Source organism: Pseudomonas sp. BNK-7 (assembly GCF_048072025.1).
In the GTDB taxonomy this organism is placed as follows: Bacteria; Pseudomonadota; Gammaproteobacteria; order Pseudomonadales; family Pseudomonadaceae; genus Aquipseudomonas; species Aquipseudomonas danubii.
In genome coordinates this window covers 3,588,151-3,610,678 of record NZ_CP182252.1, presented here as the reverse complement: position 1 = coordinate 3,610,678, position 22,528 = coordinate 3,588,151, and the positions used below count along the sequence as shown (strand labels likewise).

The 22,528-nt window shown below is 65.0% G+C and carries 17 protein-coding genes; 5 read left to right on the top strand and 12 right to left on the bottom strand.

The window, feature by feature from the left end; genetic code table 11:
• Positions 1-4: 4 nt before the first annotated feature.
• Both ACMGF8_RS16785 and ACMGF8_RS16780 read right to left on the bottom strand, forming a co-directional pair.
• On the bottom strand, positions 5-1,231 hold the full coding sequence (locus tag ACMGF8_RS16785) for an RtcB family protein (protein WP_235758530.1): 1,227 nt from the start codon (positions 1,229-1,231) through the stop codon (positions 5-7).
• A 765-nt stretch (positions 1,232-1,996) separates the two neighbouring features.
• On the bottom strand, positions 1,997-3,547 hold the full coding sequence (locus tag ACMGF8_RS16780) for an RNA-binding protein (RefSeq protein ID WP_416756811.1): 1,551 nt from the start codon (positions 3,545-3,547) through the stop codon (positions 1,997-1,999).
• Positions 3,548-3,751: 204 nt separating this feature from the next.
• Between ACMGF8_RS16780 and rtcR the strand changes: the two genes are divergently transcribed.
• Positions 3,752-5,344, top strand: coding sequence for an RNA repair transcriptional activator RtcR (gene rtcR / locus ACMGF8_RS16775; protein WP_207167432.1), 1,593 nt, complete (start codon positions 3,752-3,754; stop codon positions 5,342-5,344).
• A gap of 603 nt (positions 5,345-5,947) precedes the next feature.
• Here the strand turns inward: rtcR and ACMGF8_RS16770 are convergent.
• Positions 5,948-6,367 carry a PaaI family thioesterase gene (locus ACMGF8_RS16770; protein ID WP_060843155.1) on the bottom strand — a complete coding sequence of 140 codons (420 nt, stop codon included), beginning with the start codon at positions 6,365-6,367 and terminating at the stop codon, positions 5,948-5,950.
• Positions 6,368-6,563: 196 nt separating this feature from the next.
• Between ACMGF8_RS16770 and ACMGF8_RS16765 the strand changes: the two genes are divergently transcribed.
• Complete coding sequence (locus tag ACMGF8_RS16765; RefSeq protein ID WP_416756810.1) at positions 6,564-7,361, top strand: DUF4349 domain-containing protein; 798 nt, start codon at positions 6,564-6,566, stop codon at positions 7,359-7,361.
• Between the two features lie 154 nt (positions 7,362-7,515).
• Here the strand turns inward: ACMGF8_RS16765 and ACMGF8_RS16760 are convergent, their stop codons facing one another.
• Positions 7,516-8,109, bottom strand: coding sequence for an ATP phosphoribosyltransferase regulatory subunit (locus ACMGF8_RS16760; RefSeq protein ID WP_115582101.1), 594 nt, complete (start codon positions 8,107-8,109; stop codon positions 7,516-7,518).
• A 354-nt stretch (positions 8,110-8,463) separates the two neighbouring features.
• On the bottom strand, positions 8,464-9,555 hold the full coding sequence (locus ACMGF8_RS16755) for a DUF1615 domain-containing protein (RefSeq protein ID WP_416756808.1): 1,092 nt from the start codon (positions 9,553-9,555) through the stop codon (positions 8,464-8,466).
• Between the two features lie 452 nt (positions 9,556-10,007).
• Here ACMGF8_RS16755 and ACMGF8_RS16750 point away from each other — a divergent pair, with 452 nt between their 5' ends.
• A complete protein-coding gene (locus ACMGF8_RS16750; protein WP_102864163.1) occupies positions 10,008-10,622 on the top strand; it encodes a LysE family translocator in 615 nt (204 codons plus the stop codon).
• Between the two features lie 63 nt (positions 10,623-10,685).
• On the top strand, positions 10,686-12,236 hold the full coding sequence (locus tag ACMGF8_RS16745; protein WP_416756806.1) for an FAD-dependent oxidoreductase: 1,551 nt from the start codon (positions 10,686-10,688) through the stop codon (positions 12,234-12,236).
• Here the strand turns inward: ACMGF8_RS16745 and ACMGF8_RS16740 are convergent.
• Positions 12,223-13,080 carry an SDR family NAD(P)-dependent oxidoreductase gene (locus ACMGF8_RS16740; RefSeq protein ID WP_102864161.1) on the bottom strand — a complete coding sequence of 286 codons (858 nt, stop codon included), beginning with the start codon at positions 13,078-13,080 and terminating at the stop codon, positions 12,223-12,225. The two genes, ACMGF8_RS16745 and ACMGF8_RS16740, sit on opposite strands and share 14 nt — an antisense overlap.
• Before the next feature lie 198 nt (positions 13,081-13,278).
• Here ACMGF8_RS16740 and ACMGF8_RS16735 point away from each other — a divergent pair, with 198 nt between their 5' ends.
• Entirely contained in the window at positions 13,279-14,187 is a 909-nt protein-coding gene (locus ACMGF8_RS16735) for a LysR family transcriptional regulator (protein WP_207167429.1), read from the top strand.
• A gap of 55 nt (positions 14,188-14,242) precedes the next feature.
• On the opposite strand, the gene ACMGF8_RS16730 is transcribed toward ACMGF8_RS16735, so the two are convergent.
• From ACMGF8_RS16730 to ACMGF8_RS16705, 6 genes are all read right to left on the bottom strand, one after another.
• On the bottom strand, positions 14,243-16,717 hold the full coding sequence (locus tag ACMGF8_RS16730) for a TonB-dependent siderophore receptor (protein WP_416756803.1): 2,475 nt from the start codon (positions 16,715-16,717) through the stop codon (positions 14,243-14,245).
• A 97-nt stretch (positions 16,718-16,814) separates the two neighbouring features.
• Positions 16,815-17,786, bottom strand: a complete 972-nt coding sequence (locus tag ACMGF8_RS16725) for a FecR family protein (RefSeq protein WP_235758538.1) — start codon at positions 17,784-17,786, stop codon at positions 16,815-16,817.
• A complete protein-coding gene (locus ACMGF8_RS16720; RefSeq protein WP_060838618.1) occupies positions 17,783-18,304 on the bottom strand; it encodes a sigma-70 family RNA polymerase sigma factor in 522 nt (173 codons plus the stop codon). Before ACMGF8_RS16720 ends, ACMGF8_RS16725 begins: the two co-directional genes overlap by 4 nt.
• Positions 18,305-18,421: 117 nt before the next feature.
• Positions 18,422-19,396, bottom strand: coding sequence for a porphobilinogen synthase (gene hemB / locus ACMGF8_RS16715; RefSeq protein WP_016962997.1), 975 nt, complete (start codon positions 19,394-19,396; stop codon positions 18,422-18,424).
• A 312-nt stretch (positions 19,397-19,708) separates the two neighbouring features.
• On the bottom strand, positions 19,709-20,554 hold the full coding sequence (locus tag ACMGF8_RS16710) for a PhzF family phenazine biosynthesis protein (RefSeq protein ID WP_416756801.1): 846 nt from the start codon (positions 20,552-20,554) through the stop codon (positions 19,709-19,711).
• Positions 20,555-21,738: 1,184 nt separating this feature from the next.
• The gene (locus ACMGF8_RS16705; RefSeq protein ID WP_102864156.1) at positions 21,739-22,443 is read right to left on the bottom strand and encodes a glutathione binding-like protein; all 705 of its coding nucleotides are present in this window, start codon (positions 22,441-22,443) and stop codon (positions 21,739-21,741) included.
• Between the last annotated feature and the right edge of the window lie 85 nt (positions 22,444-22,528).

The window sequence follows — 22,528 nt, the reverse complement described above, 5'->3', positions numbered from 1 at the left end:
TGTTCTACCCCTTAACGCACACCACCTGACGCAGGGTGTGTAGCACTTCCACCAGCTCGCGCTGGGCGTGCATCACTTGGTCGATGTCCTTGTAGGCCATCGGGATTTCGTCGATCACCGCTTCGTCCTTACGGCACTCCACATGAGCGGTCGCGCGGATCTGGTCGGCCAGGGTGAAGGTGTTCTTGGCCTTGGTGCGGCTCATGGTACGCCCCGCACCGTGGCTGCAGGAGCAGAACGCCTCCTCGTTACCCAGCCCGCGAACGATGAAGCTCTTGGCCCCCATCGACCCCGGAATGATCCCCAGCTCGCCCTTCTTCGCCGACACCGCGCCCTTGCGGGTCACCAGCACCTCCTCACCGAAGTGGCGCTCCTTCTGCACGTAGTTGTGGTGACAGTTGACCGCCTCCAGCGCCACTTCGAAGGGCTTGCTGATCACCTTGCGGGTGGCCTGGATCACCAGTTGCATCATCAGCTCACGGTTCTGCCGGGCGAAATCCTGGGCCCAGGCCACGGCTTCCACGTAATCGTCGAAGTGTTGGCTGCCTTCCTCGAAGTAGGCCAGGTCACGGTCCGGCAGGTTGGCGATATGTTGACGCATATCGGCCTGTGCCAGATGAATGAACAGGTTGCCGATGGCGTTACCTACGCCACGGGAACCGCTGTGCAGCATGAACCAGACCCGGTTGGCCTCATCCAGGCAAACCTCGATGAAGTGGTTACCGCCGCCGAGGGTTCCCAGGTGCTGGCGGTTGTTGCTGTTGGCCAGGGCCGGGTACTTATCGGTGATCGCCTTGAAGCGCGGGTGCAGCGCAGCCCAGGCCTGATCGGTCTGCTGCGGCACATCACCCCAGGCGCCCTTATCGCGACCGCTACGGGGCGAGGTACGACCGTGAGGCACCGCGGCCTCGATGGCGCTACGCAATCCGGCCAGGTTATCCGGCAGGTCCGAGGCGGTCAGCGAAGTACGGGCAGCGATCATTCCGCAACCGATATCCACCCCGACCGCCGCCGGAATGATCGCGCCTACGGTGGGGATCACGCTACCGATGGTCGACCCCTTACCCAGGTGCACGTCGGGCATCACCGCCAGGTGCTTGAAGATGAACGGCATCTTCGCGGTGTTCATCAATTGCTGGCGCGCTTCGTTTTCCACCGGCACGCCCTGGGTCCACATCTTGATCGGCTTGCCGTTGGCCACTTCCAGCAGTTGGTAGGTTTTTTGTTCCATGTCGTTGACTCTTTTTCCTGTGGCCGCTGATCCGGCCTTGTTCATTAGGGTGTGCAGGAGCCGGGGGCGCAGAAGACGATCTCAAGGGTCTCTTCGCTGGCAAGCCAGCTCCTACGGAATTGCGGTGTTTGGTACAGACGGCGACAAGTGAAGGTGGAACATGCAGCGCGCTCTGCCTCTGAGCTAGCACCTTGCGGTGAACGGGACTCGAACCCGCGACCTCGCTGTCCTGTAGTTCCACCGGCATTCGCCGGGTCAATCGGTGCAGGCCGGGCCTGCGGGCAGCGACAAGGGAACAGGCACATTTGCTCTACCGACTGAGCTACAGCCTTGCGGCTGGCGGGGCTCGAACCCGCGACAAAATGTAGTACCCGTGGCATTCGCTGCCATCCCGCCGAGGCGGGAAAAAAGATGCGACGACAAGAGTCGATGGAACAATGCGTTCGTGTTCTGACCATTGAACCACGGCGCCGTTTTCCAGCACCGGCGGGAATCGAACCCGCATCTCGAACCGGGGATGTAGTTCCATCCGCATTCGTCGCAAAAACTGCAAAAAAGGTGGCACGACAAAAGTAGTGACTGATGGCCGGATTCGAACCGGCTTAACCAGGATGTACAGCCACTGGCATTCGTGCCGTCACCGGCCCTGACAAAAGTTGCTGAGACGCCTTTGGATGTAGTCACAGCGGCATTCAGGGCCAATGATCAAAAAATCTGTGGTGTGCGCCGGCTGGCCGGCGCACGGTTTATCTCATGTTCCAGCGATCAGAGCGGCATCGCCTCGATTGCCTTGACCCAGTGCTGCGCACCGTAGTTGCCCGCAGTGAACTGCTCGATCACATCGAACACCGCATCACTGAAGCCGCCGACGTTGAGGATGTCCTCGCGGTCTGGCGCCTGGGTCGTGGCGCCGGGTTGCATGTCGATGCACACCAGCTTCGCCTGCGGGTTGATGGCCCGGATCCGCTCCCACTGGCGCAGGGTTTCCGTGGCGCCATGACGCCGCGCATCGATCCACGACTCGTTGTCCGAGACCAGGATCAGGGTGTCCACGCGGCTCTTGGCGTTGGCCAGTTGAGCCAGGGGTGCCGAGCAGTTGGTCCCGCCTCCGCCGATGTTGGCCAGCTTCTGTGCATTGCTCATCACGCTGTCCCGCGGGTTGAGGTGGATGTTCACCACCCCCCGCTCGAACGGCATGACCCGCGCCGCCGGCTGCTTGCGCAACACCGCCGCCGCCACCAGTGCCGCCACATCGATGCAACGCACCGCCGTGGTGGCGCCCTGGCGATAGCCGGTGACCGGGCTGTGCATCGAGCCCGAGACATCCGGGCAGACCACCACGTGGCCCGCCAGCGCCGGCACGTTAGCCAGGGACAGCTCCAGGGCATCCTGCAGCGCCTCGCGGACCGCTTGCGGCACGTCCTCGCCCGCCATGCGGTAGGCCGCCAGCAACTGGTACGGGTAGACCCGGGCCTTGGCCACCTCCCCCGCATCCGCCAGCCGCGCCGCCACGTACTCGCTGCAACCCGGCACCTGGAACGCGCCGTGGCGGGCCAGGGTGTTGAGGTTCATGCGCAGCCCCTGCCAGCCCATGTTGCGGGCCTGTGCCGCCCATTGTCCGGCGCTCAGGGTCTCGTTGCCGAGCAGCTGGAACGGCACCTGCGGCACTTCCTGTGTCGCCCCGCTGCGAAACGCCAGCAGGTCGCGGGTCAGCTCAGGCAACGCCTGCACATCCACCGGCTTGCCGATCACCCAGGCAAAGAAGGCTTCGCGCCAGGCATCGCTTGGCTTGGGGTGAACCATCTTCAGCACGTCCGCCAGGGACGGCTTGGTGCCGATCGAAGCCTGCAACAGCTGACGCTCGCTGGCCGTGTTCAACCAGTTCTGCACCAGGCGCTTGGGCTGCGACCCCAGGGATTTGCGCCCGGTCACGCCGCTGCGCAGGATCTGTACGAAGTTGCGCAGCATCTTGCCGTTGTCCACCACCTGGGCGAACAGCTCCGGCACCAGGGCCGAGCGTTGCGCGGTCAGCGCCGCCAGCAGCAGCGCCGGCATGTCCTTCATATGGCCTTGCTGCCGAGCGTAACGGGCGGCCTGGGCGACGAAGCGGCTGTCCAGCTCGCTCACCAGTTGCAGCACCGCGTCCAGCTGGCCTTCAGGCGAGGTGTAGAAGGTCGAGTTCAGGCAACCGGTGACCGCCAGCTGGGCCAGGCGATGCTTGGCGTTGTAGGCATAGGCCGGTGCCTTGGAAGCGTTCAGGGTGGTGCTCGCTGGCGCTTTTGCCTGTCGGGTGTTGAACAGCTGGAAGTTGGCCATCTTGGCGTCTCGCTCTGTTGTCTCGTTCGTTGCCAGATACATTGCAGCCGCTGTGCCAGGTTTTGCTTTTCCGGAAAATTATTTTTCAAATCATTGATTTATAACGGTTTTATTTTTATTCACTTTTTCACTGAGCATCCGACAAGACAAACGACTCGATATTTTTATATCTTTGCCTATCGCTTTTTATCTTCAGGTATAAACATGTCGAGCAAGCCCACGGTCGCCATCGGTTTTATCGGTTCCACCCTCGATCGCGTCGGCAAGGGCGCCAATCGCTGGAGCCATTGGCGGCCCACGGTCGGTCTGTGCCAGCAGCAGGACGTGCTGATCCAGCGCCTGGAACTGATCCACGGCCTGGACGCCCGGGATATCAGCCTGGCCGAACGAGTGGCCAACGATGTGCGCCAGGTGTCGCCGGAAACCGAAGTACGCCTGCACCCCATGGGCTTGAAGAATCCCTGGGATTTTGAAGAGGTGTACGGCGCCCTCCACGACTTCACCAGCGCCTACCCGTTCGACACCGAGCGCGAGGATTACCTGGTGCACATCACCACCGGCACCCACGTGGCGCAGATCTGCTGGTTCCTGCTGACCGAGGCGCGCTACCTCCCTGCCCGGCTGATCCAGACCTCGCCGGCCCGGCGCCGCGACCCCAGCGAACACGCCACCGGCACCCATGCGCTGATCGACCTCGACCTGTCGCGCTACGACCGCATCGCCTCGCGTTTTGCCCACAAGCGCCTGGAAGGCCTGGCCTTCCTCAAGTCCGGGATCGCCACCCGCAACCCGACGTTCAACCGCTCCATCGAGCAGATCGAACGGGTCGCGGTGCGCTCCAAGGCACCGATGCTGCTGATCGGCCCCACCGGTGCCGGCAAGTCGTTCCTGGCCCGGCGCATCTATGAGCTCAAGCGTGGGCGGCATCAGGTGCAGGGGCGTTTTGTCGAGGTCAACTGCGCCACTCTGCGCGGTGACGGTGCCATGTCGGCGCTGTTCGGCCATATCAAAGGCGCCTTCACCGGTGCCCAGAACGCCCGGGAGGGCCTGCTGCGGGCGGCCCACAGCGGCATGCTGTTTCTTGATGAAATCGGCGAACTGGGACTGGACGAACAGGCCATGCTGCTCAAGGCCATCGAGGAAAAGCGCTTCTTCCCCATGGGCGCGGACCAGGAAGTGGAGAGCGACTTCCTGATCATCGCCGGCACCCACCGCGACCTGCGCGACCGGGTGGCCCAGGGCCTGTTCCGCGAAGACCTGTATGCGCGGATCAACCTCTGGACCTTCAACCTGCCGGGGCTGGCCGGGCGCCGCGAAGACATCGAGCCGAACATCGACTTCGAACTGGAACGCCACGCCCGAGAGCAAGGGCAACTGGTGCGTTTCAACCTGGAGGCGCGGCGCCGCTACCTGGCCTTCGCCAGTTCCAGCGAAGCGGCGTGGCTGGGCAACTTCCGCGAGCTGTCGGCATCCATCACCCGCATGGCCACCCTGGCCGACAGCGGACGCATCGACCAGGCTCAGGTCGAGGAGGAAATCCAGCGCCTGCGCCACGCCTGGGGCCTGGAAAATGCCGAGGATGAACTGCAGCAACTGTTGGGCGACGAGGTAGAGCTGGACCTGTTCGACCGCCTGCAACTCAAGGCGGTGATTGCCGAATGCCGCCGCGCCGACAGCCTGTCGGACGCCGGGCGCCGGCTGTTCAGCGTATCGCGCCAGGGCAAAGCCAACCCCAACGACGCCGATCGCCTGCGCAAATACCTGGCGCGCTTCGGCCTGGACTGGAAGCAGCTGTAGCCGCTGCCGCAGGCTGCGCATGGCCCGTAGGGACGCAGCGCTCTCAAGACCGATAGCGGTTTGGCTGAGGATCGACAAGCAAGGTCCTGCGGACCTTTGCGCAGCCTCGCTGACGCTCGGCAGCGGCTACAGAGCCCATGCCGATCCGGGATTTGTGTAGCCGCTGCCGCAGGCTGCGAACGGCCCGCAGGGACGCAGGATTCTCAAGATCGATAGCGGTTTGGCTGGGGATCGCCAAGCAAGGTCCTGCGGACCTTTGCGCAGCCTCGCTGACGCTCGGCAGCGGCTACAGAGCCCATGCCGATCCGGGATTTGTGTAGCCGCTGCCGCAGGCTGCGAACGGCCCGCAGGGACGCAGGGTTCTCAAGATCGATAGCGGTTTGGCTGGCGATCGCCAGGCAAGGTCCTGCGGACCTTTGCGCAGCCTCGCTGACGCTCGGCAGCGGCTACAGTCCTATGCCGATCCGGGGTTTGTGTAGCCGCTGCCGCAGGCTGCGAACGGCCCGCAGGGACGCAGGGTTCTTAAGATCGATAGCGGTTTGGCTGGGGATCGCCAAGCAAGGTCCTGCGGACCTTTGCGCAGCTTCGCAGGCTCAGCAGCGGCTACAGGGCTGCGGTTGGGACGGCGAAGACGCCGCTGGCCCGGGCCACTTCACGCTCGCCGACTCGCAGCACCACGGTGGCAAAGGCCATCTGCCGGCCGCGTTTGGCATGCTCCAGGCGCACCTCGATCCATTCCCCGACCTGCACCGCCCCCAGGTAGTCGAGGGTCATGCTGGCGGTGATCAGCGGCAACGGCGGCTCGCTGGAGAACGCCATGGCGTAGCCCATGCCGATGTCCGCCAGGGTGGCGATGATGCCGCCATGCACCGTGCCCCGGCCGTTGGCGTGGCGGGTGTCGGCGCGCAGGCCGAGGCACAGCTCACGGCCACTGCCACGCCCATAGACCGGGCCGATCAGCTCCAGCAGCGGGCTGCTGCGAGGCCAGGGACTGAAGCCCGGGGGGATGTCCGATTCGCTCATGAGGTTCTCCTTGAACCGCTGGGTAACGAGGGTTGCACAGGGCGACAGGTGTAGCCCTGATTGACCACGGTGCCCATGAGCATCAGCCAGGCAAATGGATGAAAATAACTTGCGCCACGATCGTGGTGATCCCGGGAACAACGGTAAGATGCGCGCCTGCGCTCTGGCCGCAGTTTCAAGTACTCAAGGAGCCTCCATGCAACATCAGGACGATCACCCTGCCATCCGCCGCCGACTGGCCTTTGCCTTCTTCGGTGCCCTGGCCCTCAGCGCCTGCTCCTCCAGTGATCACAACAGCTCTGCGGTGGCCCTTGGTGGGGCCCAGGGCAAGGCCGGCGCCCTGCTGGCCTACGAGCACGAACTGACCCTGTCCCTGCCTGCCGAACAAATCGGCCCGCACCTGACACAAACCCGTGAAGCCTGCGAAAAAGCCCAGTTCGGCCCCTGCAACATCTTGCTCCTGGAGCAAGGCCCGTACCGCGCCCGGGTGGTGCTGCGAATCGTTCCGGAGGGGGTCGAGCCCATCGTCCAGCAGGCGTCCCAGGGGGCAGAACTGGGGGAGCGCATCACCAGCGCCGAAGACCTGGCCGATGCCGTGGCCGATGTGCAACGCCAGCAACAGCGACTCAAGGCCCAGCAACAGCGCCTGGATGAACTGGCGGCGCGCAAGGACATCAGCGTCAGCGACCTGATCGCCCTGAGCAAGGAGCAAGCGGGCATCGAGAACGACCTGCAAGCGCTGGCCCAGGCAGCTGCCGGACAACAGCGTCGCCTGGACACCAACCGCCTGACCCTGAACTTCCTGCCCAGCAACGGCGCCGAACGCGGTTCAAGCCTCAAGCGCGCCTTCAGCAACCTGCTGGACAACCTGTCCGACGGCACAGCCGAAGCCCTGGAGAAAGGCAGCTATGCCCTGCCTTTCGTGATCCTGGCCTTCCCCCTCGCGATGCTGTGGGTGTGGCTGTGGCGCAAGTTCGTCCGTCGCCGCCCCTGAGTTCTGCAGCGCCCTCAAGGGCGCCTTCGCTGGCCAGCCAGCTCCTACGGTTAGCCCACACACCGCGTAAGGCCCCGTAGGAGCCGGCTCTCCGGCAAAGAGGCCGGCGAATCCTGCAGCGCTCCCAACGGCGCCTTCGCTGGCCAGCCAGCGCCTACGACTGGGGTTGCAGCGCCAGTTGCAGGCGCTCCAGGCCGATGCCGAATCCGGCACCTTCGCGGTAGGCGCCGGCACCTACCACTTGCTGTTGCGCACCCAACTGCGGGCAACGCACCTCGAAACCTTCGCCATTGAGGTAGTAGGTCAGGCCGCGCTTGACCCCGAGGTTGAGCTCGTACTCCAGGCCCAGGGCATCCAGAAAGCCAACGCACAGTTCCCGCGCGCGCTCCAGCGCCTGCAAGGGTTCGGGGCCCAGTATCTCCAGGCCCAACTGGGTGAATTCTCGATACCGCCCGGCTTGCGGCCGTTCATAGCGATAACAGCGAGCGACGTAGAAAAAGATCGCCTGCTCCCGTCCTGCCAACAGCTCGCGGGCGGTTTCCTGGAACAGTGCAGTGGCTTCCGGAATCAGGCAGCAGGGCCGTCCGGCCTTGTCATTGAAGGCCCACATCTGGCCGATGACTTCACTGCCTCCGGCCTTTTCGATAAAGGTGTCCTGGCCCCACAGCGCCGGGACAATGACTTCTTCAGCACCCGCTTCGATGAAGCCAGCTCCGGAAGCGTCCTTCCAGGGTGCGCAGGGCGGCAGCTTGCGGGCCGGCGATGATACGGGTGCCACGGAGCATGGTCATGGGTGTTTCCTCTTGGTTTTTGACAGGCAATAAAAAAGGCGCCTTGCAGGGCGCCTTGGTTTTTTTTCATCGACGGTCAGTGATCGCGTTCTCTCGATAACTGACGGCTCGACGCGCACAAGCGACCACGGCCCCGGGGGTGAGGTCGATGGTGATGCAGGCGGGAGTCGAGGCGGAAAAAATTCATGGCGCATCCTGCCACGCGGCCCAAGTGCCTGACAAGCCGCCCAATCATCCGGCACTCGCCGACGAAGAGGCCTGTGAGTCCTGCCGCTGGCAAGCCAGCTCCTACAACGGGCAGGCCCTTGGGGTTACAGCGGCCTTTGCAGGCAGCGCTGGTAGCGTTCATCCACGCGCTTGGCGAACCAGGCGGTGGTCAGCTGGCGGGTGATCTTCGGACTCTTGAGTTCGATGCCCGGCAGTTGCTGGCGCGGCACGGGTCGGCCCGCCGCGCGGTCGGCCAGGGCAAATACCTGGCGGTACAGCTCGGTCTGGGCAAAGGCCTGGCTGTCGCCCTTTTCCAGCTGGGCGCGAATCTGCGGGTTGCGCAGCCCCAGTTGCTTGCCCAGGGTACGCACCGCCAGTTCGGTGCTGCCGGGCAGGAGCGAGTCGTAACGGATCAGGTCGCCGTCCAGGGCCAGCTTGATCCCGCTGAGGCGGCTCACCGCGGCCTGGAAAGCCGCATTGCGGCTGGCGTACCAGCCGGCGTTGAAGTCGGCGAAGCGATACAGCGGCTGCGGGTAGTCCACCGTATAACCCAAAAGGTGGGCGATGCCGAAGTACAGGCCACCACGGCGACTGAAGACTTCATGGCGGATTGAGTCCTGCACCGGGTACGGATAACCCTGGGCCTGTTGCTGGGCGAATTCGATGCTGACCTGCATCGGCCCGCCGGTGTGCACCGGGTTGAAACGGCCGAACAGGGTCTGGCCCAGGGGCACCTGGCCGATGAAGTCATCGAAGATCGCACTCAGTTCCTTCTCGCTGCGAGCCTTGGCCAGACGCTGGCTGTAGGACTGACCGTCCGCGCCGCGCACTTGCAGGGCGGCACTGACCAGCAACGCCGGCACATGCACCTTGGCCGCGCGGCGGTCGATTTCCTCCCGGGCAATGCGCCCCAGGCCCGGCACTGTCGGGTCGACCTTGAAGGTGGATTCCTGTTCGGTCACCGCCAGCACCGCGCACAGGTTGCTCGGGCTCGGCTCAAGGCCCTGGGCGCTGAAGGCCACCTGGATATCCCGGGCCCAGCCCTGGCGGTCGCTGACCTGGGCCGGCAGCAGGCGCAGGATCCGCGCCTGGGTCTGCTCCGGGGTCAGCGTCGGTGCCTGGGGGCCACGCGGGCTGGCGCAACCGGCCAGCAGCGACAGGCCCAGGCAGCAACTGAGAAGACGAGAGGAAATCATGGGACTCCGCAAGAGGGCTGGACGAGGGCCGTGCAAGTAAAGCAGCGGCATGGGGCGTTCGACCAAAGAATGTGAGCGCTGTTCCCACAACGCCCCTGTAGCCGCTGCCGCAGGCTGCGAACGGTCTGTAGGGACGCAGGGTTCTCAGGATCGATAGCGGTTTGGCTGGGGATTGCCAGGCAAGGTCCTGCGGACCTTTGCGCAGCTTCGCCTTGGCTCAGCAGCGGCTACAGGGCCAATGCCGATCCGGGATTTGTGTCACCGCTGCCGCAGGCTGCGAAAGGCTGCGGACCCTGAGGCCTCTGCGTGAGCGACGGGAGATCGCCAGGCAAGGTCCTGCGGACCTTCGCGCAGCTTCGCAGGCTCAGCAGCGGCTACAGGCTAAAATCCTTCTATTGGCGGTGTGGCTGGGTGTACTTTGATGACCCCGCCCTCAATGGAGTGACACCCGGATGTTGACCCTGGATTTTCTGCTTACCAGCCTGATTGTCGTGCTGATTCCCGGCAGCGGCGTGATCCTGACCATTTCCACCGCCCTGGTGGCCGGCAAGCGCGCCAGCCTGTTCACCGCCATCGGCTGCACCGCCGGGATCGTCCCGCACCTGCTGGCCTCGATCCTCGGTCTGTCGGCGATCCTGCACACCAGCGCCCTGGCCTTCCAGGGCCTGAAGTTCGCCGGGGTCGCCTATCTGCTGTACCTGGCCTACGCCACCTGGCGTGATCGCTCGGCCTTTGCCGTGGACAGCAACGCGGTGAGCCACGGCGCCGGCGCGCTGATGCTCAAGGCCTGCCTGCTGAACATCCTCAACCCCAAGCTGACCATTTTCTTCCTGGCCTTCCTGCCCCAGTTCATCGCCCATGACGGCAGCGATCCGATCCCGCAGATGCTGCTCCTGAGCGGCGTGTTCATGGCCATGACCTTCTTCGTGTTCGTGCTCTACGGGTTGCTGGCCAATCTGTTCCGTACCGCGGTGATCGAGTCGCCCAAAGTCCAGAACTGGTTGCGCCGCAGCTTTGCCGCAAGCTTCGCGGGGCTGGGCCTGAACCTGGCCTTCGCCCAGCGTTGACCCCGCGGCAGGCGCCGCCCGCAGTCCGATGCATAACGTTGATCTCGTAGCGAGGGCAAACACATGAACTGCAGCGACGTACTGATCATCGGCGCCGGCCCCACCGGCCTGGTGCTGGCGCTCTGGCTGCGCCAGCAGGGGGTCAAGGTACGGATCATCGACAAGACCCTGGGTCCGGGCACCACCTACCGGGCCCTGGCGGTGCAGGCCCGGACCCTGGAGCTCTACCGCCAGCTGGACCTGACCCAGGCCATCGTCGAACGCGGCCACCACGTGCCGGCGGTCAACCTCTGGGTCCGCGGCGAGCGGGCCGCGCAACTGCCGTTCAACGCCATCGGCGAGGACCTGACGCCCTACCCCTTCCTGCAGATCTTTCCCCAGGACGAGCACGAGCAACTGCTGATCGAACGCCTGGAACGGCTGGGCGTGCGCGTCGAGCGCGACACCGAGCTGCTGGCCTTCACCGATCACGGCCACCTGATGAACGCTCGCCTGCGTGGCCCCGACGGCCGCGAGGAACATTGCCAGGCCTTCTACCTGGCCGGCTGCGACGGCGCCCGCTCCACGGTGCGCAAGACCCTGGGCAGCGGCTTTCCCGGCGGCACCTACCAGCAGGTGTTCTACGTCGCCGATGTCGAGGCCGACGGCCCGAGCATCGACGGCCAGTTGCACGTGGACCTGGACGATGCCGACTTTCTCGCGGTATTTCCCCTGGCCCACAGCGGCCGCGCGCGGCTGATCGGCACCGTGCGCGACGAGCGCGCCGAGCACCCGGAAAACCTGCGTTTCGAAGACGTCAGCCAGCGCGCCATGCATCAGCTCAAGGTCAACGTCACCCGAGTCAACTGGTTCTCCACCTACAAGGTGCATCACCGGGTGGCCGAGCAGTTTCGCCAGGGACGGGTGTTTCTCCTGGGGGACGCCGCCCACGTCCATAGCCCCGCCGGTGGCCAGGGCATGAACACCGGGATCGGCGACGCCATCAATCTGGCCTGGAAACTGGCGGCGGTGCTCAGCGGCCAAAGCGCCGAAAGCCTGCTGGACAGCTATGAAATCGAACGCATGGAATTCGCCCGGCGCCTGGTGGCCACCACCGACCGGGTGTTCAGCTTCGCCACCGCCGACGGCCCGGTCGCCTACCTGGTACGCACCCGCCTGGCGCCCCTGCTGCTGCCGAAGATCGCCGCCTTCGACAGTGCCCGGGAGTTTCTCTTTCGCACCGTGTCGCAGATCACCCTGAACTATCGGGGCATGCCCCTGAGCGCCGGTGGCGTCGGCCCGGTGCACGGCGGCGACCGCCTGCCCTGGGTCCGCGACGGCGAGCACGACAACTTCGACAGCCTGGAATACCTGGGCTGGCAGGTGCATGTCTATGGCACCACCAGCGATGCCCTGCGGGACTGGTGCAGCGCGCACCGGGTGCCTTTGCGGATTTTCGACTGGCGCCCGGCCCATGCAGCAGCAGGGCTGGCGCGCAATGCCTTCTACCTGCTGCGCCCGGATACCTACGTGGCCCTCGCGGACCGCTCTGGCGACCCGCGGCTACTGGAGCGCTACTTCCGCGAGCGCGAGCTCTCCCCACACAGCGGCACAGCGCCTCTCAAGCCCCGGTGAAAGGCAGCCTGATCTGCGTCCAGCGCTGGGCGAACTGCTCCGGCGTGGCCGCCCGCACCCGCTTCAGGTCCCGGGGATAATCCACTCCGGGCGCCTCTTGCGGGCGCCAGGCGCTGAACTGGCCGTTGCTGGCCCGCAGGATATAGCCGCTGTCCTGGCACCCCTCGCTGACCAGAAACATCACCCCCGGCGTCACCCAGTCCGGCTTGAGTTCGAGCGGCTCGTCGCTGACGCCCCACATGCGGGTCTTGGCCACCGGCGACACCGCGTTGACCCGAATCCCGTGCTCCGCGCCTTCCTGGCTCAGCGCATTCATGATGCCCACCTGGGCCATCTTGCCCGCGCAATAGGCCAACAGCCCGGGCTGTGCATATTCCGCATACAGGGCGCGGTCGGAAGTGGTCAGCAACAGCCGGGGCGCCGTGGATTGCCGGAGAAAGGGCCAGGCGTGCTTGGCCAGCCAGATCGGCGCATGCAGATTGATCCCCAGCATGCGCTGGAGAAACTCGGCGTCGAGCTCCTCCAGCGCCTGGTAGCCGACCCAGCCGGCATTGTGAATCAGGATATCCAGGCCGCCAAAGGCCGCCACGGCGCACTGCACCAGCCCCCGGCACCCGGCTTCGGTGCTCAGGTCGCTGGTGTCGGCCACCGCCCTGGCGCCGCTGGCCCGCAAGGCCCGCACCGCCTCATGGGCGACGCTTTCATCCATCCCCAGGCCCGTGCCGTCGCTCCCGCAATCACTGATCACCACCTGGGCGCCACGGCTGGCCAGGGCCCTGGCATAACTCAGGCCCAGGCCGCGCCCGGCACCAGTGACAATGGCCGTCCTGCCGCTGAAATCCATCGCTTTTCCTCCTGTTTGAACCTCGGGCCGCTTAAGCCTCAGGCCGCTTCAATCTCAGAGTAACAGCATGAAAATCAACGACTTAATACTAAATTACAGCCCCTGTGAGAGGTTCTGAATATCAAAGAAAAACCTGTGAAACCATGGACCTCCAGGTTTACAGTCCCAGCGGTTCCCCCCAAGCAAGGAGCATTCGCCATGATCGAGACGCGCCTGTTGCGCCAGTTCATCGTCGTCGCCCAGGAGCTGCACTTTCACAAGGCCGCTGCGCGCCTGCACATGGCCCAGCCGCCCCTGAGCCAGGCCATCGCCCGCCTGGAGGAAAAACTCGGCTTCAGCCTGCTGCTGCGCAATCGTCGTGGCGTAACCCTGACCCCGGCCGGGGCGGACTTCCTGCACAGCGCCCAACGCACCCTGGAAACCCTGGAGCAAGGCATCCAACAGGCGCGCGATGTCGCCCAGGGGCTGGCCGGCACCCTGCGTATCAGCAGCCTGTCACTGGCCGGCTACCCGATGCTGCTCGCCAGCCTGCGACGCTTTCGCCAGACCCTGCCTGGGGTGCGCCTGGCGTTGCGGGAAATGCCATCGGCCGGGCAGCTAAAGGCCCTGCTCAACGACGACACCGACCTCGCCTTCATGCGCGACCTGCCGCTGCCCGCAGGGCAGATTGTCTCGCGGCTGATCCTCGATGAACCGATCGTCATCGCCCTGCCCCACGACCACCCCCAGGCCCGAGCATCCGAGGTGGACCTGCAGGACCTGGCCACTGAAGATTTCGTGTTCACCCCCCAGGCCCTGGGCAGCGGTTACCACAACCAGCTGATGGCGCTGTGCACGGCAGCCGGCTTCACCCCGAAGGTGGCCCAAGAAGCGGAGCGCATCCACACCCTACTGGGTCTGGTGGCCTGCGGTTTCGGCGTGGCCCTGGTACCGCAATCGATGGCCGACACGGCGCTGCAAGGCAGCGTCGCCTACCGCCCGCTAAGCGCCGTCGGCACGCAATCCAGGCCGAGCATCGGGCTCTACATGAACTGGCACCGGGACAACCCGTCGCCGCAATTGCAACGCTTCATGGCCCTGCTCGACGCCCACCCGCCCACGGCCTGAAGCGGCCGCGCCCGGTCCCCGCACGGCCAGCACCGGCGCGACCGTCAACCCGACCTCAGAAGTCGGCCTTGACCGACAGGGTGAAGTTGCGCGGGTCTCCGTAGAAGTTGCCGAAGCCTTCGGTACCGATGGTGGTGTAGTAACGCTTGTCCAGCAGGTTGTTGCCGTTGAGCGCCAGGGACCAGGTGTCGTCGATGCGATAGCCGATGCGCCCGTTCCAGATCGCATAGCCGGCCTGGCTGATGTGATTGCCGCTGGTGGGCGAGACCCGGTAGTTGTCGCTTTGCGCGTTGACCCCAGCCCCCACATTGAAGCGCTCCAGGGCACCGCCCAGTTGGTAGTCGCCCCACACCCGTAGCAGGTGCCGCGGTACGTAGGAATTGAACGACTGGCCGTTCTTGCTGCTGTCGGCATCCTCCAGGGTCCTGGTCTGGGTGTAGGTGTAGCCGGCCAGCAGTTGCAGGCGCTCGATCACCTCACCGCTGACTTCGGCTTCAAAGCCCTGGGCGCGGACCTTGCCCGAGTTCAGCGAGCAGGTGCTGTCCGGGCAGGCCGGGTCGTCCTGCTGCGCATCCTCCTGAATCGTGCGGAACAGGCTGAAGGCGCTATTCAGGCGACCGTCAAACCACTCGCCCTTGATCCCCGCTTCGTAGCTCTTGCCCACCAGCGGCTTGAGAGACGCACCGTCCAGGGTCCGATAGCTGCCCTGGGGGGTGAAGATGCTGGAGTAGCTGGCGTAGGCCGTGAGGTTGTCGTTGAGGTCGTACAGCACCCCGGCGAACGGCGTGACCTCGCCGGTTTCCTTGGAACGGGCGCTGCTGGGGGTGCGGGTGTCGCGCCAGTAGGCCACGGCATCGTTCTGCGACTTGTACCAACTGACCCGGCTGCCCATGACCAGGGTCAGCGGGTCGGCCAGTTTCAGGCGCAGGGTGGAATACAGCCCCTGCTGCTGGATCCGCAGATCAGAGGGGCCGCCCCGGGTGGAGTTGCTTTCGTAGTAGCTGGCATCGGGCTTGGGCAGATGGTGATCGGGGTCCAGCACGTTCTGCCGCTGCGGCAAGCCGGCCACGGCGTAGAAGTCGTCCTTGATCGAGCGGCTGGCGTTGGCACCGACGACCAGTTCGTGCTCCCGGCCAAAGGCCTGGAAGCGGCCGTCGACATAGGCGTCAAAGCCGTAGTCCACCTGATCGTAGTCATAGGTGCTGCCCAGCATCAGGGTGCTGGAGCGGCTGGCACCCACCGGCACCGAACCGCTGGGGAAGGCGTACTCGATGTCCTGGGTGTTGCGGCTGTAGACCCCGGCCACCTTCAGCGCCCAGTCGTCGTTGAGCTGCTGCTTGAGGTCGGCGAAATAGGTCGCGCGCTTGCTGCGCGAGTTGTTCCAGGCGGTGTTCAGGCAGGTGGAACGGCCGAGCTTGAGGTCGCTGCCGTCGCTGTAGCGTGGCAGGCCGCCCCAGCACGGGCGCGAGTCAACGTCTTCATAGGCCATGCCCAGGCCCAGGGTGGTGGCGTCACTGAGGTCGAAGTCCAGGGCGCCGTAGTAGACCTGATCCTTGCGCTCACCCAGGTCGTAGAAATACTGCCGGGTCTGCTGGGTGACCACCGCCCGGCCACGGACGGTGCCGGCATCGTTCAACGGCCCGCCGGTGTCCACCTGGGCCCGGTAGTTGTCCCAACTGCCGGCGGACATCGTCAGCTCGGTGTGGGGCGTGGCCTGGCCGCGCTTGCGCACGAAGTTCACCGAACCGGCGGTGCCGCCCGCGCCCTTGAGCATGCCGGCGGCGCCGCGCAGGATCTCCACCCGGTCATAGAAGGCCATGTCGCTGCTGAAGCTGTCGGCCTGCACGTAGCTGCTGCCCATGTCCAGGGGCACGCCGTCGTACTGGTACTGGCCGGTCATGCGAAAGCCCCGGGAATAGAAATACTTGCCGCCCATGGGCGAGTCGTAGAGGGTGATGCCCGGGGTCTTCTCCATCACCTGGTCGATGGTGTTGAGGTTCTGGTCGTCGAGCATCTTGCGGGTGATCACGGTCACCGACTGCGGGGTGTCCTTCAGCGAGTGCTGGCCCTTGCCGATGGTCACGGCGCCGGTGGTGTAGGAACCGGAGTACTCGGTGGTGGCCCCCAGCTCCTGGCCCTGCACCTGGGTGGTGCCCAGCTCCAGGGTGCCATTGCCCTTGGGCACGGGGCGCAGCACGTAGCTGCCGTTGCTCTGGGGTTCGGCCTGCCAGCCACTGCCGGCGAGAATCCGCGCAAAGCCTTCCTGCACCCCGTAATCCCCCTGGAGCCCCGCCGAACGCTGGCCGGCGGTCTGTCGCGCGTCGAAGGAAATCGCCGCCCCAGCAGCGCTGGCGTAACGGCTCAGCACCTCGGTCAGATCCCCTGGGGCAATGTCGAAGCGGCGCACGGCGCTCTGCTCGCTGGCCGCCAGCGCGGTCAACGGCAACAGCGTCGCCCCGTAAACCGCCAGTGCACCCCAGAGCCCGAGCTTGATTGCCCGGGCCAACGTCGACTTGTGAACATCAGACATGCTTTGCCTTCCCCGCTAACGAAAATGAATCCACTGGGGGATAAGCCGGACCAGGGCTGGCCAACCTGCAAGGATCACTAAATTTTTTTCCGACGCTTCAGCCCAGGTGGCTGTCGGAGACTCGCACCCAGTAACGGGTATAGCGCTTGATCTGCAGCGAGAAACCGCTTTCCAACGCCGCCAGGGCACGGTCGGTGTCGTCGATGGGGAAGGCCCCGGAGATCTTCAGCCCGGCGATCTGCGGATCGCACTGCAGCACCCCGCGCCGGTAGCGCGACAGGTCGGCCAGCAAGTCCCCCAGGGGCCGGTCGATGGCGATGATGCTGCCCTGGCGCCAGGCGCCCACCGAAGCATCGTTGGGCCGCAGCGCGGCAAAGCCCCGGCCGCTGAACGCCAGTTGCTGGCCGGCCTCGACCCGACGCGGCGCGCTGCCATCGCCCAGGCTGACCTGCACCGCGTGCTCCAGCACCGCCACCTGCTCCTCGCGCTCGTCGCTGCGCAGCACGAAGCGCGTGCCCAGGGCCAGCACCTCGGCGTGTCGGGTCCGCACCCGGAACGGCCGCTGCAGCGGGTCGGCACCGGTGCTCACCAGCATCTCGCCCCACAGCAGCTGGACCTTGCGCTGCTGGCCGTCGAACTGCACGTTGATCGAGGTGTTGGTATTGAGCAGCAGCGAACTGCCATCCGCCAGGCGCACTTGTCGGCGCTCGCCGATCTGCGTCCGGTAGTCCGCCAGCAACTGCTGGGCGCTGTCGCTGCGCCAGCCCAGCCAGCCCAGGGAACCGGCCGAGGCCAGCACCACCAGGTTGCGCATCAGCTCGCGGCGCGAACGCCCGGCCCCGCGCAAGGTCGAGCCGGCCAGGCCGCCGGGCAGCGCCGAGATCTGCTCGCCCAACTGCTGCATGCGCTCCCAGGCCTGGCGGTGCAAGGGGTCGGCGGCCAGCCACTCGCGCCAGGCCGCCTGCTCCTGCTCGGAGGCGCTGCCGGAACGCAATTGCGCGTACCAGCGCGCCGCGCCGCTGATGGCCTGACGCTCGGCGACGCTCAGTTGCAGGCCGGCAAAGCTCATGACAGCTGCATCCGCATCTGCATCAGGCAGCAGTGCTCCATGGCCTTGGCCATGTAGTTGCTCACACTGCGCACGGAAATCTGCAGGCGCTCGGCGATCTGCTCGTAGGTCAGGCCGTCGCACTGGGAGAGCAGGAAGGCCTGCTTGACCTTGGGCCCCAGGCCATCCAGCAGACGGTCGATTTCCATCAGCGCCTGGAACAATACGCTCTGCTCCTCCGGCGACGGGTGCTCGCCCTCGGGCACCCGGGCCAGGGCTTCGAGGTAGGCCTGCTCCAAAGAGCGGCGGCGAAACAGATCGATCAGCAGGCCCCGGGCAATGCGCGACAGGTAGGGCCGCGGCTCACGGATGTCCTGTGCGTTGCGGGCCTTGAGCACCCGCACGAAGGTGTCCTGGGCCAGGTCGGCGGCATCGAAGCCATTGCCCAGGCGCTGGCGCAGCCAGCCCTGCAACCAGCCATGGTGATGGGTGTAGAGATCGGTGACGGCGCAGCGCAGGGATAAGTCGTCGGCGGGCATGACAGTAAGGATTCATATTTGATAATGAATCGCATTGTCATGTAGAGGCGGAAGTCTTGGCAATAGCCACGAACGCCGGGCGGCGTTCGTGGAGGGACGGTTTGGCCCGGTGCGGGATCAGATCCCGGCCAGGGCCAGGTCCATGGCGAAGTAGGTGAAGATCAGGTCGGCGCCGGCGCGCTTGATCGAACCCAGGCTTTCACGCACCACCCGCTGCTCGTCGATGGCCCCGGCCTGGGCGCCGAACTTGATCATCGCGTACTCGCCGCTGACCTGGTACGCCGCCACCGGCAGGCGCGAGGCCTCGCGGATGTCGCGGATGATGTCCAGGTAGGCCCCGGCGGGCTTGACCATCAGCGAGTCGGCGCCTTCCTGCTCGTCCAGCAGGGACTCGCGCACCGCTTCGCGGCGGTTCATCGGGTTCATCTGGTAGCTCTTGCGGTCGCCCTTGAGCGCACTGCCGCCCGCTTCGCGGAACGGGCCGTAGAGCGCCGAAGCGAACTTGGTGGAATAGGCCATGATCGGCGTCTGGGTGAACCCAGCGGCGTCCAGGGCGCGGCGGATGGCCTGGACCTGACCGTCCATGGCCGCCGACGGCGCGATCACGTCGGCGCCGGCACGGGCCGCGGCCACCGCCTGCTTGCCGAGGTTGATCAGGGTCTGGTCGTTGTCCACTTCATGGCCGTGCATCACGCCACAGTGGCCGTGCTCGGTGTATTCGCAGAAGCAGGTGTCGGACATCACGATCATCTCCGGCACCGCGTCCTTGGCGATGCGCGACATGCGCGACACCAGGCCGTTTTCCTTCCAGGTATCGCTGCCGTCGCAGTCCAGGTGGTGCGACACACCGAAAGTCATCACCGACTTGATCCCGGCGCGGGCGTAACGCTCGATCTCCCCGGCCAGCTTGGATTCGGGAATGCGCATCACCCCGGGCATGCTCTTGATCGGCACGAAATCGTCGATTTCCTCCTCGACGAAAATCGGCAGCACCAGGTCATTGAGGGTGAATTCGGTTTCCTGGAACAGACTGCGCAGTTGTTCGGAGCGACGCAGGCGACGGGGACGGGCTTCTGGGAACTGGCTGGACATGATTTTTCCTAAGGCTGAGCGCGGGACAACACGAGCGATGGCGAAAAAAGGCTGAAAGCTTATGCCCAGAGCCGCCGTGGTACAAACCCGCACGGCTCAAGAGAGTCTTGCGAATCTGCTAACAATCAGCGCCAGGCCCGCTATTCATGGGCTTGGCGAGGGCCCGCGCAGGCCGGCCTGCGACCATCTGACGCAAGACAGAGGAGCAGCAACAAGCAACAAGCTTCGAGCGGCAAGCGGCAAGCGGCAAGCGGCAAGCGGCAAGTGGCAAAAGCGCCGGACTGGGCTTGCAGCTGGACACTTGCCGCGGCTTCACCCCGCGAGAAACTTGCCTTCAATACAGGTGACGGCAGAGCCGCCGATCCACACCTCATCGCCCACCTGCTCCACATCGATGGACCCAGCGCGGCCCATGCTCAGGCCCTGGCTGACCCGATAGCGCGACGGCGCCAGCCCGGCCCCCAGCAGCCACTGGGCGATCCCGGCATTGAGGCTGCCGGTGGCCGGGTCCTCGGGCATGCCGTCGCCGGCGATAAAGGCCCGCACCTCGAACTGCGCCTCGGTGTCATCGCACTCGGGGTCACAGGGCGCGATCACCCCTACGGCCAGACCGATCAGTGCCGGGTAGTCCGGTTGCAGATCCAGCACCTGCTGGCGCTCGCCGAGCATCACCGCCAGCCAGCCGGCGCCGTTGTCGACCCACTGCGCCTGGACGATATCCCCGGCTTTCAGGCCCAGGCCACGGCGTACCTGCTCCAGCACCTCGGGCTCCACCGGGCCGGACTTGAGCAGCGGCGGCGCGAGAAAGGCCAGCTGATCGCCCTGACGACGAATGCGCACCAGACCGACTTCACACTCCTGAATGATCTCCTCGCCCCGGGGCACCCCGCCGGCTTCGAGCCAGGCATGGCAACTGCCCAGGGTCGGGTGACCGGCGAAGGGCAGCTCTTGGGTGGTGGTGAAGATCCGCAAGCGATAGTCGGCCCGAGGGTCGCGGGGCTTGAGCAGGAAGGTGGTTTCGCTGAGGTTGGTCCAGGTGGCGAAAGCGGCCATGCGTTCGTCGCTGAGATCGTCGGCGTTGAACACCACGGCCAGGGGGTTGCCCTTGAGGGGGGTGGAGCTGAAGACGTCGATTTGTTTGAAGTTCAGGGCGGGCATCTAGAGGGAGCCTGGGGTCGGTGGGGGGCTGGGGGTGAAGTGTACATATTCGTCGCTGCAGGTGTGGCGGTTGGTGGTTTCGCTCTTACAGCGAGTGGGCTGTGTACATATCCGTTGCTGCGGTCACGGCTACTTGGGGTTTCGCTCTTACAGCGAGTGGGCTGTGTACATATCCGTTGCTGCGGTCACGGCTACTTAGGGTTTCGCTCTTACAGCGAGTGGGACGGGGTACATATCCATTCCTGCGGGTGCGGCCGCTGGCGGTTTCGCTCTTACAGCGAGTCACTTTGAAAAGCCCAAAGTAACCAAAGGCTCCTGCCCCTCCACTCGGTGCCTCGCCTAGGCTCGGCATGCCCGAACTCCGGCATTGATCCGTGGGCCGCCGCCACCGGCCATCCATGGCCGGGTGGCGGCTAACCCGGCATCCCTGCCGGGTTACCCACGGCTCAATGCCTGCGTTCGGCCATCGTGGTTAACGGGGCGTTCAGATCAAGATCAAAAGCCAGAGCAAGATCAACATCTGACGGCGGCCTGCCGGCCGGCCTGTTTCATTGCCGTTCGCGTTACATGTAGCCGCTGCCGAAGGCTGCGACCGGCTCCGCAGGAGACGCTAAACCTGCCTCCCCGATATTCCTGACATATCGCGCCGCCTGGTTTTGCGAGCGCTAGCGCTCGTTCGCAGCCTTCGGCAGCGGCTACAAGGAACCAGCCTGCGCACCTTGGCTTTGGCTTTGGCTTTTGATCTTGATCTTGATCTTGATCTTCAGGCCCCTTCCCAGCCGGCCGAGCGCAGGCGTTGCGTAGGGGGCAGCTCGGCATGGATGCCGAGCTAGCCGCCACCCGGCCATGGATGGCCGGTTGGCGGCGGGCCCCCGGAGCAATGCCGAAGCGAGGGAACCCCGAGCCCCAGCGAGGGGCCCATGGAGGGGCAAGCGTTTTTTGGTTCCTTTTTTTGGCGTTTGAAAAAAAGGGACTCGCCGTAAGGGCGAAACCCTAAGCAGCCGCACCCGCAGGAATGGATATGTCCCCCCTCCCACTCGCTGCAAGAGCGAAACCTTATGCGGCCGTTACCACAGCACCGGATATGTACCCCATCAACCTCGCCACAAAGACAAAACCGCCAGCCGCAACACCCGCAACACCGAATGTGTACCCCCCTTCACGCCCCACCCTAAAAAAACACCTCAAACCACCTTGGGAATCTCCAACCCACGAATCACCGCCGGCCGCGCCACAAACTTGGCCAGCACCCGCTGCACCTGCGGGAAGCTATCAATCCCCACCAACCCGCCCGCCTCATAAAACCCGACCAGATTCCGAATCCACGGAAAAGTCGCAATATCGGCAATGGTGTAGCGCTCGCCCATGATCCACTCGCGCCCCTCCAGGTGCTTGTCCAACACCCCCAGCAACCGCTTGGCCTCGTTCACATAACGCTCCAGCGGCCGCTTGTCCTCGTAGTCCTTGCCGGCGAATTTGTGGAAGAACCCCACCTGCCCGAACATCGGCCCGATGCCGCCCATCTGGAACATCAGCCACTGGATGGTTTCATAACGCGCCGCCGATTCCTGGGCCAGCAACTGCCCGCTCTTGTCCGCCAGGTAAATCAGGATCGCCCCCGATTCGAACAATGCCAAAGGCTGGTCGCCAGGACCATGGGGATCGAGAATCGCCGGGATCTTGTTGTTCGGGCTGACGCTGAGGAACTCCGGGGTCATCTGGTCCTGGGTCTCGAAGCTGACCCGGTGCGCTTCATAAGGCAGGCCGATCTCTTCGAGCATGATCGAAACCTTGACCCCGTTGGGGGTCGGCAGGGAGTACAGCTGAATCCATTCGGGGAATTGCGCAGGCCATTTCTGGGTAACGGCAAAAGCGGAAAGATCGGTCATGACAGGCTTCCAATGACAGTCAAAGGGGGGCGCCACACGAGGCAACGGTCGGCGATTATCCGCCGGGTTTTCTTAAATCGGCAAC